Annotated in this window: 14 protein-coding genes; 13 read left to right on the top strand and 1 reads right to left on the bottom strand. The window is 63.2% G+C overall.

Going from position 1 to position 13639, the window contains the following annotated elements:
* Positions 1 to 12: 12 nt before the first annotated feature.
* The 8 genes from AC1RMY_RS22475 (at position 13) to AC1RMY_RS22440 (ending at position 9172) form a co-directional block, all read left to right on the top strand.
* Positions 13 to 897, top strand: coding sequence for a hypothetical protein (locus tag AC1RMY_RS22475; RefSeq protein ID WP_492868330.1), 885 nt, complete (start codon positions 13 to 15; stop codon positions 895 to 897).
* A 9-nt stretch (positions 898 to 906) separates the two neighbouring features.
* Positions 907 to 1617 carry a type IV secretion system protein gene (locus AC1RMY_RS22470; RefSeq protein ID WP_492868328.1) on the top strand — a complete coding sequence of 237 codons (711 nt, stop codon included), beginning with the start codon at positions 907 to 909 and terminating at the stop codon, positions 1615 to 1617.
* Positions 1618 to 2020: 403 nt separating this feature from the next.
* Positions 2021 to 3148 carry a TrbL/VirB6 family protein gene (locus AC1RMY_RS22465; protein ID WP_492868326.1) on the top strand — a complete coding sequence of 376 codons (1128 nt, stop codon included), beginning with the start codon at positions 2021 to 2023 and terminating at the stop codon, positions 3146 to 3148.
* Positions 3145 to 3867 (top strand): VirB8 family type IV secretion system protein, encoded by a 723-nt coding sequence (locus tag AC1RMY_RS22460; protein WP_492868324.1) that lies wholly within the window; start codon positions 3145 to 3147, stop codon positions 3865 to 3867. The genes AC1RMY_RS22465 and AC1RMY_RS22460 overlap by 4 nt, the downstream gene beginning before the upstream one ends.
* On the top strand, positions 3867 to 4673 hold the full coding sequence (gene virB9, locus AC1RMY_RS22455; RefSeq protein ID WP_492868520.1) for a P-type conjugative transfer protein VirB9: 807 nt from the start codon (positions 3867 to 3869) through the stop codon (positions 4671 to 4673). The genes AC1RMY_RS22460 and virB9 overlap by 1 nt, the downstream gene beginning before the upstream one ends.
* 12 nt (positions 4674 to 4685) lie before the next feature.
* The gene (virB10, locus tag AC1RMY_RS22450) at positions 4686 to 6044 is read left to right on the top strand and encodes a type IV secretion system protein VirB10 (RefSeq protein ID WP_492868322.1); all 1359 of its coding nucleotides are present in this window, start codon (positions 4686 to 4688) and stop codon (positions 6042 to 6044) included.
* Positions 6004 to 7062 carry a P-type DNA transfer ATPase VirB11 gene (gene virB11, locus AC1RMY_RS22445; RefSeq protein ID WP_492868320.1) on the top strand — a complete coding sequence of 353 codons (1059 nt, stop codon included), beginning with the start codon at positions 6004 to 6006 and terminating at the stop codon, positions 7060 to 7062. Before virB10 ends, virB11 begins: the two co-directional genes overlap by 41 nt.
* Positions 7040 to 9172, top strand: coding sequence for a type IV secretory system conjugative DNA transfer family protein (locus AC1RMY_RS22440; protein ID WP_492868318.1), 2133 nt, complete (start codon positions 7040 to 7042; stop codon positions 9170 to 9172). Before virB11 ends, AC1RMY_RS22440 begins: the two co-directional genes overlap by 23 nt.
* 460 nt (positions 9173 to 9632) lie before the next feature.
* On the opposite strand, the gene AC1RMY_RS22435 is transcribed toward AC1RMY_RS22440, so the two are convergent.
* On the bottom strand, positions 9633 to 9956 hold the full coding sequence (locus tag AC1RMY_RS22435; protein ID WP_492868316.1) for a helix-turn-helix domain-containing protein: 324 nt from the start codon (positions 9954 to 9956) through the stop codon (positions 9633 to 9635).
* A 105-nt stretch (positions 9957 to 10061) separates the two neighbouring features.
* Here AC1RMY_RS22435 and AC1RMY_RS22430 point away from each other — a divergent pair, with 105 nt between their 5' ends.
* Genes AC1RMY_RS22430 through AC1RMY_RS22410 form a run of 5 tightly spaced genes read left to right on the top strand, consistent with a single transcriptional unit; the run spans position 10062 to position 13633 of the window.
* On the top strand, positions 10062 to 10667 hold the full coding sequence (locus AC1RMY_RS22430) for a hypothetical protein (RefSeq protein ID WP_492868314.1): 606 nt from the start codon (positions 10062 to 10064) through the stop codon (positions 10665 to 10667).
* A 1-nt stretch (position 10668) separates the two neighbouring features.
* The gene (ehuB, locus tag AC1RMY_RS22425) at positions 10669 to 11541 is read left to right on the top strand and encodes an ectoine/hydroxyectoine ABC transporter substrate-binding protein EhuB (RefSeq protein ID WP_492868313.1); all 873 of its coding nucleotides are present in this window, start codon (positions 10669 to 10671) and stop codon (positions 11539 to 11541) included.
* 11 nt (positions 11542 to 11552) lie between these two features.
* Positions 11553 to 12212: an amino acid ABC transporter permease gene (locus AC1RMY_RS22420; protein ID WP_492868311.1), complete on the top strand. Its 660-nt coding sequence runs from the start codon at positions 11553 to 11555 to the stop codon at positions 12210 to 12212.
* A complete protein-coding gene (locus tag AC1RMY_RS22415) occupies positions 12202 to 12861 on the top strand; it encodes an amino acid ABC transporter permease (RefSeq protein ID WP_492868309.1) in 660 nt (219 codons plus the stop codon). Before AC1RMY_RS22420 ends, AC1RMY_RS22415 begins: the two co-directional genes overlap by 11 nt.
* A 22-nt stretch (positions 12862 to 12883) precedes the next feature.
* The gene (locus AC1RMY_RS22410) at positions 12884 to 13633 is read left to right on the top strand and encodes an amino acid ABC transporter ATP-binding protein (protein ID WP_492868518.1); all 750 of its coding nucleotides are present in this window, start codon (positions 12884 to 12886) and stop codon (positions 13631 to 13633) included.
* Positions 13634 to 13639 lie beyond the last annotated feature (6 nt).

The raw sequence follows: 13639 nt of genomic DNA, 5'->3' as shown, positions 1-13639 counted from the left end.
GTCTTCGGCCTCTTGGGCATTGCGCCGGCGTTCGCCGCGATCCCGACCAATGACGCCAAGCAGCTCGACGAGAAAGCTGCCACCTCCGGCACGACGATCAAGCTCGTCCCTATCACGACCCAGCGCAAAACCACCAATGACGGCGTCAAATGCGCCGTCACTTCCGGCAAGAAAGCAGAGGTCAAGGATCCGGCGAGCAGGGCCGAGGCTGGCTCAGGCGCGAAGACGATACAGGCCTATGCGCCCACGATGCCGGCGACCCCAGCGGCCGACGCCAAGGGCGGAACGCTCGCGAGCCAAAACCATTTCAAGACGACCGGCGATGTCGTCGGCGGGCTCGAGGCCAGCCGCACCAGCCTGACGAGCGCCCAAAGCGCTTTTCGGCAAGCCGGTCAGGAGGTCGGAACAGCCAAGACCGTCATGGCTGCCATCGATATGAACAGTGCCGCTCGAAGCCAGAATGGCCTCGCCTGGACAGGCGCGACCAATGCCACGAACATTTGGGTCACGGCGATCAACGCGCTCAATCTCGCGCGGACCAGCGATCGCAGCCGCGGTGCTGGCGGCCTGAAGATGGGCGGTGGGCTCGCGTCGAGCGTTAAGGTCTGCCCGGTCGGTATGATCGGCAGCGGCACGGTCGCCGATCCCTGCCGCAGCGCTTCGACCTGCTCGACGACGCCGATCGGTGCAACGCCAGATCCGGCCTGCGTCAGCGCGCGCTTTGTCGATAGCAGCGGCAACGTCCTGTTCTACCTGGCGCAAAGCCAGGAGCAGAACGCGGGCCAAATCGACGTCCCGGCTGGCGCGACTCCTTCTGGCAGCGGCGCGTCAGGCTCGGCCATAACCGCCGGCGACGTCGCAGCAGCGCTCCAATCCATCGTTTCCCCAAACCGATAGGAGATTGTCATGCGGATCGCAGTTCTTGCGAGCATCGTCATCCTCGGCCCGAGCCTGAGCCATGCCCAGGGGGTGCCGGTCATCGACAACGCGAACCTCGCCAAGGCGCAGGAGATCGCGACCCACACCCAGCAGATTCTGCAGGCCGATCGCGACATCCTGCAGTTCACCAAGAAAACCCTGGAGGCTGTGACAGGCGACAAGACGTCGGACGCTCAGGGCAGTCTCGCCCAGATGGCGCTCGGCGGCGGTTTCTCGATGGCGAAAGCGCCTTCGCTCGGCTCCGTGATCTCGGGCGGTGCGCTCTCTTTCACAGGGATGGGCTCGACCTCGCAGAACATCGTCTCGGGCCTGATCAACGGACTGCAACTGGTCAAGACGATCACCGGCTTGACCGGCGGCCAGTCGCATCCCTCCGACAAGGCCTATTCCAATGCGGTCAATGTCGCAGCGACACTGTCGGGACTGATCGACTCGACCCAAGGCGCGATCCAAACGCGCTCGAGCGCCTTCGTTCAAGGCGGGCAGCAGATCGGCCAGGCCAAGGATTTGAAGGGCAGCGTCGATCAGAACACGCAGATTCAGATCCAGACCGGGCAGACCATCAACGAGCTCACCGGCGTGGTGAACAACGCAGCGGCCGCCGCGAACCAGCAAAACCTCGATCGGATCGCGTCGGAATCGGCAGCAGCCCGCGCGATGGTCTTTTCGCAACGCTGAGCGGGAGCAGCCCCATGTTCGGTCGCGGGCCCATGTTTTATTTCGTCGTAGCATCGAGCCTGGCGGTCGTAGCGCTGGCTTGCCTAGTGACCATCGGTCGGCTTGTCAGGCCGCAGCAGCCTGTCGCGCAGGTCTCGCCGCAGGGCGATTCAGAGGCGGCCTCGCGCGCCATGACGTTCTCAACCCCGAAAGATGGCTCGCGATGAAGCGGCGGCCGGCCGTCATCCTTAGCGCAATTGCGCTGGGCCTTACTCTCTCGGGCTGCGCCTACAAGCCGTTGAAGGCGCCATGCGGTCCAGACGAGGGCGGGCAGCCCTTGGCCTACGCCGCCGCGCCCTCCCTGCCGGAGCCGTTCGCATCGAGCGACCCGTGCGGTCCGATGCGGCCGATCTGAGCCGTCGGCATGGGCAATTTCTCGATCACAACGCTGCTGTCGCAGGTCGATCAGATCGGCCAGAACTACGTCTCGACCGCCTATCAGGCGCTCTCGAACGCGGCGACACAAGGCGGCGCAACCAGCGTCGCAGGCCTCCTGCTGACGCTCTACGTCATTCTGTGGGGTGTCGGTATCTGGCAGGGTACGGCGACGGGCGGTCCAGCCGACCATGCCTTTCGGCTGTTTCGCGCCTTCCTGATCTACGCCATGGCGACGAGCTGGAGCGATTTCCAAACGCTGGCTTATCGGCTGATGAACGACGGCCCGTCCGCAATCGGCAATGCGCTCTTGAGCGCCGTGACCTCCGCCAACAGCACGGGCCTGTCCGCCAATCTCACTTCGGTCAACGGCGTCCAGAACGCGCTGCAGAACATGTGGAACACCACGAACAACGCGACCGAAGCCTTCCTGCAGAATGCCGGCATTACCAACTGGGGCCCCTACATCTTCGCCGCCGTGTTTTATGTCGTGATGGCGATCCTGATTGGCTTCGCGCTCTTCCTGATCGTGCTCTCAAAGCTGTTCATGTGGCTGCTGCTGGCTTTGGCGCCGGTCTTCATCCTGCTCTTGTTGTTTGGCGTCACGAGCCGCTTTTTTAGCGGCTGGATGAGCGCGCTGGTGCAGTATTTCGTGGTGCAGGTGCTGGTTTATGCGTTTCTGGCCTTCTACGTCTCGCTGATCCAGCAATCGGTCGACGCGCTGAACGGCGTCGCGGCCTCGCGCAATGCGACCTGGGCGACGATCGGGCCCGTCGTGCTGCTGGCCATCATCGGCATCCTGCTGCTTGCCCAGATTAACAATGTCGCGGCTGCAATCGCGGGCGGGTTTCCGATAGGAGCGCCACGGATTGGCGCGTTCTATGCCAACGCAACAGGCTACCGCGCCGCGCGCGCGGCCCATGCCCAAGGCGCAGCTGTCCGTAACCCGTTCAACCCGGCCTCGCTGTCGCGGCGGGAGGAACTCTCGGCCCGTCAGCGCGCCCGTGTCGGCCTGCGCTCAAACCAGTGGGCGCAATCGCCTGAATTCCAGCGCCTGGCCGCGCAGATCAGCAATCCCGAGAACGGTGCTCGGCCAAGCACGAAGGCCAATTCATGAGCGATCCGACTTCCAACGAACCCGCAGCGAAGCTCGATCCGCGTTATTTCGCGGATGGCATCACCTGGGAACATGATCTGGCTCGCCGCAACCGCAATTCACGCGCCATCGCCTGGATCGTCGCGACGATCATGACCGTTGTCGCGCTGGCCTCGCTCGGCACGTTGGCACTGCTTGTGCCGCTCAAGACCTATGAGCCCTATATGGTCGTCGTCGACAAGACGACCGGCTTTGTCGAGGTCAAGCGGCCGATGGCCGAAGGACCCTTGAGCCAGGACGAGGCCGTCACGACCTTCAACGTCGTGCGCTACGTGAAGGCGCGCGAGACCTATGATCCAAAGGCCCTGAAGGACAACTTTGACCTCGCGCAGTTGCTGGCGACAGGCGATGCCGCCCGCGAACTGACCGAGATCTATTCGCCGGCGAACCCGCAAAATCCCGTTCGGCTGCTTGGCACCAACACGGTGATCTACGTTGCGATCAAATCGGTGACGTTTCCCAATAACCGCACCGCGCTGGTGCGCTTTTCGACCGAGGAAAAGTCGGCCACCTCGATCACCACCCGCAACTGGGTCTCGCTGCTTCGCTTCCGCTACACGGCGTCGCCGATGCGCAACGAGTACCGGTTCGACAATCCGCTCGGCTTCCAGGCGCTGGAATATCGCCGAGATCAGGAAACCGCACCGTCGCCCGGAACCGTCGGATCGCCCCGATCGTGATGGACTTCCGTGTGATCTCGCGCGGCCTCCTGGCCGCGGTCTGGCTGTCCGCCTCGCACGCTCCGGCCTGGTCGGAGGCCGTGCCGGCGCCCGGACGAACCGATCCGCGCATTCGCGACATCGTCTACAGCCGCGACAATGTCACGGCGATCGACGCGACCTATGGCACCTCGACCATGATCGTCTTCCAGGACAGCGAGAAGATCGAGACCCTGGCGATCGGCGACTCGATTGCCTGGAAGGTCGAGCCCAACCGCAAGGGCAACATCATCTTCCTGAAGCCGGTCGAGAAGAACGCGCAGTCGAACCTCAATATCGTTACAGACAAGCGGGTCTATTCCTTCGTGCTGCGCTCAAACGAGCGGCCGCCAAAAGGCCAGCTCTACACAGTCCGGTTCCGCTTTCCCGATGACGAGGCCGATGCGCGCTTGCTCTCAGTCGCAAAGGAGCGCGCCGCCAATCCAAACCTCAGGGATCTGAACATCGCCAATGCCAACAGCGACTATGCCTATAAGGGCTCGTCGGTGAACAAGCCGCTGGCGGTCTTCGACGACGGCAACAAAACTTGGTTCCGGTTCGAGGGCGAGACGCCGGCGATCTACAGCGTCGATGGCGAGCGCAACGAAGCTCTGGTCAATCATCGCATCGAAGGGCCGTTCGTGGTCGTCGACAAGGTCGCCGCGCAATGGACCCTGCGCAATGGCCAGGAATCGACCTGCCTGTTCAACCGCCGCACCAGCAATCTCCGCGAACCGACGGGCCTCGAGCCCTTTGCGCCTCAGCGCGTCGGCCAGGCCAGGCGGTGAAGGGGAGGAGATATGCCGAGACCCGATGAATATCGCTCGATCGAGCTGGAGGCCGCCGCCGCAACCGCCGTCGCACGGGCCCCGACCGCGCTCGGCAATCTCCTGAAAATCGGGGTTCCGGTTGGAGCCCTGGTGCTGGCGGCCTGGATGATTTCGTCCTCGTTCCGGCAAGGTCCCCGGAACATGACAGCGCCGGACACCGAAGAGTTTCGGACCACGCAGTTTCCAGCACCCTCGCTCGAGACGCCACGGCCCCAGACAGGGCAGGGAACGATCGTGATCCCGCAGGCACCTGAGACGCCGGAGCCGTCGATCCCACCCCCGCCGGTCGCGCCGCCGCAGGCCCTGCCGGCGCCACCGACGCCGGAGTTCCTTCCGCCCAGCATCGCCAATGACGACGAGGCCCGACGCCTCGCAGAACTCGAACGCCAACGCCTTGAGGAGGAGCGCCGCAAATGGGAGCGGCTGCGCGCGCCGCAGGTCATTACCGATGCAAGCGGCAACGCCGCCACAGGTCCAGCAGCCGACGGCAACGGTGGGCGGGCGGGCGCCGATCAGGAGACTGATCCCAACCGGCGCTTTCTGGCTTCCGTCGCCAGCGCGGGCGTCGAAACTGCGAAGGCAACGAAGAACGACCGCATCGACGCGCTGATTGCGCAAGGGACGACCATTCGCGGCGTACTCGAGACAGCCGTGCAGAGCGATTTGCCAGGCATGGTCCGCGCCGTCACGGCGGAAAATGTCTGGTCGTTCGACGGCCGTCGCGTCCTGATTCCGGCCGGCAGCCGGCTCGTCGGAGAATACAAATCCGGGCTCGCTCAAGGCCAGACCCGCGTCTTCATCGTCTGGACGCGACTACTGCGCTCCGACGGCGTCTCGGTTCAGCTCGGCTCCAACGGCGCCGACGAGCTCGGCCGCGCCGGCAACACCGGCTTCGTCGACAACCACTATCTCGAGCGCTTCGGCGCCGCGGTCGTGCTGAGCCTCGTCGGGGGTGTCTCCCAGTTCCTCAGCGGTTACGGACAGTCCGACAGTAACAACGGCAACGGCTCGACGATCACGACGACCGATCCCCTTACGGGCGCCACCACCACCACGCAGATCGGTGCGAGCGGCACGAACCAGCTGCTGCAGGCGCGCCAGATCGCGGCGCAAAACGTATCGCAGACCCTGACCAACATCGCCCAGGAGGCACTGAAGAACTCGATCAACATTCCACCCACGATCCATCTCGACCAGGGTACGCGGATCACCGTGTTCGTGCGGCGCGATCTCGATTTTGCCGCGCTCTACCCCGATCCGGTCAAGGAGGCGCTGAGGGAGCTTCGTCGTGAACGCAATCAGCCTGCATCGACCCGTCTTCCTCGATAGGGCGCTCGCGCCTCTACGTCCCTGGCTCGATGACGACCAGGTCGTCGAAATCTGCGCCAATGGTCCCGGCGAAATCTTTGTCGAGCGTTTCGGGCAAGCCGCGATGGAGCGCCACGCCCTGCCTGAGCTGACGACCGGCGCGATCCGTCATCTCAACGAACGCGTCGCCGGCCATTCCGGCCAGAGCGTCAATGAGGAGCATCCACTGCTCTCGGCGGCACTGGCAACCGGCGAGCGGTTTCAAGGGGTGCTGCCGCCGGCGACGACGGGTGGCGGCGCCTTTGCCATCCGCAAGCAGGTAATCAAGGAGATGGGGCTTGGCGACTATCGCAAGCTCGGCTCCTTCGACCGGGTGAAGGTCGCGAAGGCAAACGAATTGTCGGACGTAGATCGCGAGCTCTGTGCACTTCTCGACGGTGGCAAGATCGAAGATTTCATCCGGCTCGCGGTCGTCAGTCGCTATTCGATTCTGCTCGCCGGCGGCACCTCGTCAGGCAAAACCACCTTCCTGAACGCGATCCTGAAGGAGGTGCCCGTCGACGAGCGGATCATCACGATCGAGGATACGCGTGAAGTTCGCCCGATCCAGGCCAACCATCTCGCACTCGTCGCCTCCAAGGGTGATCAGGGCGAGGCCCGCGTCACGGTCGAGACCTTGCTGCAAGCCTCGATGCGGCTGCGACCTGATCGCATCTTCCTCGGCGAGATCCGCGGGCCGGAAGCCTATTCCTTCCTGCGCGCCATCAACACCGGCCATCCCGGCTCGATCACCACTGTCCATGCCGATAGTCCGCAGGGCGCCTTCGAGCAGCTCGCGCTGATGGTGATGCAGGCAGGGCTGGGTTTGAGGCGCGACGAAATCGTCGCCTATATCCAGTCCGTCCTGCCGATCGTGATCCAGCAGACCAAGATCGGCGGCTGGCGCGGCATGTCGGCGATCTACTTTTCGCGGATGGCGGAATGGCAGGCGAAGCGCAAGCAGCGGGGAGGCGCCCGTGCTGCGCGTCCATCTCTATAGGGCTGGCGTCGCCGCATTCGCGCTGCTCGCCTTCTTCCTGCTTTGGAGCCTCGCCTACGAAATCGTAGTCGCCTGGCGCTGGGCGCCATCCAGATTCCCAAGTGAGGGCAGCAATCGCTGGGCGCTGTTTCGGATGCAGAACGCCGATCGCTCGGCCGGCTTCGCCCTGATCGCCTGGAACCATTTTCAGGCGCGGCTCAACTATCCGGCCACGCAAGGTGAAGCGCTTATTCGTGCGGGGATCGCGGCCGGAGGCGTCATCGCGCTCGGGCTCGGCGGCTGGCTGTTTGGCCATACCAATCGCCGCCAGATGCCCTTTGGCGCGGCCCGCTTCGGCACCTTGATCGAGGCGGCAAAACAGGGCCTGACGGGAAAGCAAGGCATCATCCTCGGCACGATGGGCGGCGTCACAATCCGATCCGACGAGCCCGCCCATGTTCTCGTCGTCGGGCCATCACGCTCCGGCAAGGGCACCGGCTTCGTCCTGCCCAACGGCTATCTCTGGCAAGGCTCGGCCGTGTTCTTCGATCCGAAGAGGGAAAACTTCGAGGCGCTGGCCGGCCATCGCGAGCGGATGGGCAACAAGGTCTTCATGTTCTCCCCGGGATCGCGCGACACCCATCGCTACAATCCGCTCGACTTCGTCCGCCGCGACGAGTTGATGGCGACCGACTGCCTCGTCGTCGCCTCCTTCATCATGCCCGAAAAGGCCGACGATACCTGGGCCGGGGCAGGGCGCCTGCTGCTCTCAGCTCTGATCGGCTATGTGCTGAGTTCGCCGCTCACCGCGCAGGCGGAGCACATGCGCTCGGTCGCGCGCATGACCACCACCGGCAAGGATATTTCGTCCGTCCTGCGCGCGATCGTCGAGACCGAAAAATCGCTTCTGCCGAGTTGGGTCGTAGACAGCTTCAACCAGTACATCGCGCTCGAGCCTGAAACCCGAAACTCGGCCGTGTTCAATCTCAATATGGCGATGTCGCTCTGGAACAACGGGCTGATTGCTGCGGCGACCGAGACGTCGGATTTCGACATCCGTGAGCTGCGCCGCACGCCGATGACGATCTTTATCGGCTGCACCATCGCCGAGCTCGCCATCTTCCGGCCGCTGATCCGCATCCTGTTCCAGCAGATCCACGACATGCTGATGGCGCGGCTGCCTGGCTCCGACGAGCCGCATCAGGTGCTGCTCATGCTCGACGAGTTCTACCATGTCGGGCGCATGGACGCGCTGATCTCAAAAATCACGATCAGCGCCGGCTATGGCTTCCGCATGTGCCTGATCCTGCAGGACCTCGCTCAGCTCGACGAGCTCTATGGCAAGAACACCCGGATCACGACCGTGTCGGGCTCGCAGATCAAGCTCTTCATCCAGATCAACGATCTCGAGACGTCGGAGTTTGTTTCCGAAATGCTGGGCGACACGACCCAAGTTTACAAGACGCCCGTCACACGGCCGGGGCAGGGGCTGTTCGCGCCCCGTGCCTGGGCACCGCACTACACCTCCCGGCCGCTGCGCTCGCCCGTTGAGCTGCGCGAAATGTCGGCTCGGACGGCGATCCTGATGGTCAAGAATTCGAGGTCGTTCGAGGTCACGAAGATCCGGCATTATCGAGATCAGCCATATCGGCGGCTTCAGCGTTCAGCCGCAAGCGCGCCGGCATTGCCGACTGTAATGGCCTGGATCGATAAGCCTGACGCCGCAGGACAGTGCGCACCCGCGGTTGGCGCTTCGCGTCGGGAGAATCAGAACCTCTTTGACAACGGGAGCAAAGCGCCATCCCCACCTTCCTATCGGCAGCTCGAAAGCTCCGAACTGGAGCAACGGACTGAGTTTACAGGCATGGCCGAGCGACCATCGCAGATTGCGATGGCAGCTCAGACGCGCTCACGAAAACCATTGTCGTTGGGCAGCCGCAAGCCCGGATTCCCGGCTGAAAGCTTCAAGCTGCGCGATGTTCTGTCGGCAACCGAGGTCGCGCAGAGAACAGGATTTGACGAGATGGCGGCTAACCTGAGCGCCAGCGGCTTAGACGATGCCGAGCTCTCAAACGCGCGTTCGATTTTGGAGCGGCTTGCGCAGAGTTTCGGCGACGATGATGTCGGTTAGCAATTCAGCGCTTGCATCGTAGCGGCTACGCCAAGGTGGCAGGCGAGTCCGATGTTCTCAATTGGTCAAATGCCATCCATATGCGTTAGGTTCGCCTTGCCCACGCATCGTGGGTCGGCTGCCAACGTGGCTTGAAAGTCGACGTGGATTCGACGAACCCGTGAGCTCGCCGAAACCAAGGCCTTCGCCTAAGCCTCCGAATGATGAAGCCGCACCGTCCAGGCGCGGGTGCCCAGGCCCGCGCCGCCGGCGCGAGCAGAGCCTGACGTAGCCGCGCTGCCAAAGGCCAATCGTCGCGGATCAACCATCGACGGTGGAAATCTACACTGGCTTGCTTCACGATCGCGACGCGTGAAGCTTGGCTATGCGGTCCCCTTAGGCCGACCGCAAGTCAGCCGGGCGGCCGAAACAGGTCGCAATGACGCCATCCACTTCGCCCGACATCCTCCGGCGGAAAGCCTCAACCGATTTGAGTATGATCGGACCGTTTGGCTAAGCGCACGCCAACGCCGCCACCGTTCTCAGCAATGAACTCGATCCCTGCAGCCTCAAGGGCACGCCGAAGCGCTTCAATCGTCACTTTATTGGCTCTGATTGGTTCAGCCGCAGGCTCCAATCGCTTTATCGTAGCGATAGAGACGTTCGACAATTTCGCGAGCGACTTTTGGTCCATCTGCAGTAGGGCCCGTGCGGCACGGAGCTGTGCTCCAGTGATATTTACGCTAAAGGTATCATTTGATGCCATAGGGCTTGTTTTTCGTTCTGCGTTCTCGTAGGCTTTCAATGTCACACGCTCCAACTGCCTTCTTTGGAGGTGTGGGCGGTCGAGCAGGGTGGTTGCACACTCATGCTCGACCTAACCAAAACCAAGCTGTCTGGAGCTCGGATCATGGCTGATTCCGACAATACCACGACTTTGCCTTTCGTCACGCGTGGACGGAAGAGTCGGACGACGCCGATAGTTCGCTCTGCGGATTGCGAGCCAATTCACACAACGACGTTGGCTGACCCGGCCTTGGCGTTGTCACTGGCATGGACGGAGGCCCATGCCGCGATGGCGGAGCAATGTCGGAAGCAACAGCGGCTCGAGACCGCACTGTTAGAGCGAAGGAGTTCCTCGGAGAACGTCCACGGAAAACATGCCAGCAGGGCAGGGCGTCGCGATGGCATGAGGCGGGCCTACGCAGAAGCAAAGGCGGCCGAGGCACTGGCAAGTGCGCACGAACAAGAGCTGCTGGAGCGCCTTGCCCGGACGCCCGCGAACTCGCTTGCAGGGATCGCCGCGAAGCTCTCGGTCATCGCGATCGAAGCGGAGGACAATACGGACCTGACGGATTTTCCAGTCTCGCAAGTTCGGTCCGCATTGGAGGATCTCCGGCGTTTGACGGGCCAAACGATCGTCAATTCAGGTCCGGCTCCGGAGGACGACCGCGAAGACCTCGGCGGAACCGACCTTTTCCGTGCGCAACGTCAAGTCATCCAACGGGAGAGGTGAAATGGCCGCACAGGCTGTGAAAACAATGGGGCTATTCGGGATGGCGGCTGCCTTGCTGTTGACCTCGAACGGAAACGGCGCGTTTGCCGAAACGACCAAGGAACGGATACTGCGCGAAGGCAGGATCGTCGTCGGTATCCACAACCGCTCGCCCTGGGGTTTTCGCGACGAGAAGACAGGCGAACCCACTGGATGGCATCCCGATATTCTCAAAGCCGCCTTCGCCGATCTGGGCGTCAAGAACCTGGAGTTCCAGGTGACCGAGTTCGGAGCGCTCATCCCGGGCCTTCTGGCGGGCCGTTTCGACGCTGTGGCGTCGGGTCTCTCGATCACCCCTGAACGCTGCAAGCAGGTCGCCTTCGGCGCGCCGGACCTCCAGGCCCCGGACGCGGCCATTGTCCTCGCAGGCAATCCTAAGAAGATCCACGGCTATGCCGACATCGCCGTGCAAAAAGACATCATCATGGGAGCCGGACGCGGCAGCGTCGTCACCACTAACGCCGCGGCGGCCGGCGTGCCCCAGAGCCGCATGCTGCTGTTCCCGGACATCGAATCCAATCTCGCCGCGCTGCGTGCCGGCCGGATTGACACAGCACTGATGGCGTCGCCGACGGTCATCGGTCTTCTGGCCGGAAAAGGTGCGGACGGCCTCGAACGCGTGGCGCCGTTCGACGTGGGTAAAGCGCATACCAACTTCGCGGCGATCGCCTTCCGAAAGCAGGATGTCGACCTGCGCACCACCTATGACGAGCAACTGGCCAAGCTGAAAGGCACCACCACCTTCGCTGCGATCATGAAGAAATACGGCTTCGGCGATCCGGAAGCCGTGCCGCCGGGCATCGCCACCGCCGACCTCTGCAACCGACAGCCATAGAGGGGGAACCGATGAGCCTGCTCAACATCTGGCTGGGCATTCTCCAGGGGCTCGGCACGACGGCCGCCGTCACCGCCTACGCCCTGGTCTTTGCCGTTCCCTTTGCGCTTGTGTTCGGCGCCGCCCAATATCTCACGCACGGCCCCGCCCGTCTGCTGGTCACAGCCGTCATCGAGTTCTGGCGCAGCTCCGCGGTCATCATCCTGCTGTTCGTTTTCTACTACGCGCTGCCGGTCGTCGGGATCACCTTGTCGGCTCTCACGGTGAGCGCCATGGTTCTTGGTCTCAACGCTGGCGGATATGCCAGTCAGGCAGTGCGGGCGGGTCTACAGGCTATTCCGACCGGCCAGAAGGAGGCAGGTGCGGCGCTTGGTCTGTCACGCCCGGCAATCCTCCTCTTGATCGAGCTGCCACAGGCGTTGGTCGCGATGAGTCCGACCTTCGTCAACACCGTCATCCAGTTGGTGAAGGCGACGGCGCTGGTATCGCTCGTAACGCTGACCGACATGACGTTCCGCGCCAAGGAAATCGCCCAGGTCGAATACAATCCCGTCGCGATCTACACCGCGCTGCTCCTCGCCTTCTTTGTCGTTTGTTACCCGATCGCCCTGGCCGGACGCTGGCTGGAGGCGCGTGTCGCCGCACCCGGGAGCCGCTCCGGTGGGATTTGATCTGGTCTTCGCCTTGTCCAGCGTGCCGACAATTCTCGGCGCGATCGGCACGACCCTTTACGTGGCGCTCTTGAGCTGCATCGGTGCCGCCGCCATCGGCTTTCTCTTCGAGATGGTGCGACGCGTCGGTGGCGTCGCCGGCCTCATGACCGGCTTCGTGATCGACTTTATCCGGTCGACACCCGTGCTGGCCTGGCTCTATTTCCTCTACTTCGCCCTGCCATTCTACGGCATCCGCCTCGGCTCGATGACGGTCGGCGTCATGGGCCTCAGCCTCTATTACAGCGGCTATCTGGCCGAGGTCTTCAAGGCGGGGATCGATGCCATCCCGAAGGGCCAGTCGGAGGCGGCCCGGGCGCTGTCCCTCAGCCGGCGCGACGCCGTCATCTACGTGATCGCGCCGCAGATGTTGCGCAACATCGTGGCCCCGCTCGGCAACTATTTCGTCTCGATCCTCAAGGCGACGCCCTATCTGGCGGTGCTGGCGGTTCCCGAAATGTTGGGGCGCGCCTTCGACATCGCCTCGGAAACCTATCGCTACACCGAGCCGCTGGTCGTGGCCGGCCTCATCTTCCTGCTGCTCGCATTGGTCATTTCCCATGGCGTCAAGCGTCTGGAACGGCGCCTGCTTGCAGTCGGCGCGCGATAACTCACCGAAAGCCAAGTCGAGCATGAGAACGCAATTGGAATCCATCGTCGATATCCAAGGCCTCAACAAATGGTTCGGCGCGCTGCACGTGCTGAACGACGTTGACCTTGCGGTCGAGAGCGGCGCCCGCGTCGTGGTGTGCGGACCGTCGGGTTCGGGCAAATCGACCCTCATCCGCTGCATCAACGGCCTGGGAAGCTATCAGAAAGGCACGCTGCGTCTCGCCGGAACGACACTCGGTCTCAATGCCCGCGAAACGGCCGCGGCGCGCCGCCAGACCGGCATGGTATTCCAGAGCTTCAACCTGTTTCCACATCTGACGGTGCTGTCCAACTGCACGCTGGCGCTGCGGCGCGTCGCCGGCCGGAGCCGCGGCGAGGCGGAAGACATCGCCATGGCTCATCTGGAAAAGGTCCGGATACCAGAGAAGGCCATGTCCTATCCCGGCCAGCTCTCCGGCGGGCAGCAGCAGCGCGTGGCGATTGCCCGCGCACTCTGCCTCAACCCACGCATCATGCTTTTTGACGAACCGACCTCGGCGCTCGATCCGGAGATGATCAAGGAGGTGCTCGACGTCATGGTCGCGTTGGCCCGCGACGGCATGACTATGATCTGCGTCACCCACGAGATGGGCTTCGCCCGGGAAGTCGCCGATCAGGTCGTCTTCATGGATGGGGGATGCATCATCGATCGCGCTCCCGTGCGCGACTTTTTCGGCACGTCGGGCCACCCCCGCTCCCGACTTTTCCTGGAAACGATCCTGAAGCACTGAGAGAAC

Source organism: Allobosea sp. GW822-FHT03F07, from assembly GCF_058801345.1.
Note: the sequence above shows the minus strand (reverse complement) of the source record. Positions and strands in the feature narration are given on the sequence as shown.

Bases quoted from the DNA above. Each gene is read 5' to 3' on its own strand.
- AC1RMY_RS22470 (WP_492868328.1), top strand. From the start codon at position 907: ATGCGGATCGCAGTTCTTGCGAGCATCGTCATCCTCGGCCCGAGCCTG.
- AC1RMY_RS22465 (WP_492868326.1), top strand. From the start codon at position 2,021: ATGGGCAATTTCTCGATCACAACGCTGCTGTCGCAGGTCGATCAGATC.
- AC1RMY_RS22460 (WP_492868324.1), top strand. From the start codon at position 3,145: ATGAGCGATCCGACTTCCAACGAACCCGCAGCGAAGCTCGATCCGCGT.
- virB9 (WP_492868520.1), top strand. From the start codon at position 3,867: ATGGACTTCCGTGTGATCTCGCGCGGCCTCCTGGCCGCGGTCTGGCTG.
- virB10 (WP_492868322.1), top strand. From the start codon at position 4,686: ATGCCGAGACCCGATGAATATCGCTCGATCGAGCTGGAGGCCGCCGCC.
- AC1RMY_RS22430 (WP_492868314.1), top strand. From the start codon at position 10,062: ATGGCTGATTCCGACAATACCACGACTTTGCCTTTCGTCACGCGTGGA.
- ehuB (WP_492868313.1), top strand. From the start codon at position 10,669: ATGGCCGCACAGGCTGTGAAAACAATGGGGCTATTCGGGATGGCGGCT.
- AC1RMY_RS22420 (WP_492868311.1), top strand. From the start codon at position 11,553: ATGAGCCTGCTCAACATCTGGCTGGGCATTCTCCAGGGGCTCGGCACG.
- AC1RMY_RS22410 (WP_492868518.1), top strand. From the start codon at position 12,884: ATGAGAACGCAATTGGAATCCATCGTCGATATCCAAGGCCTCAACAAA.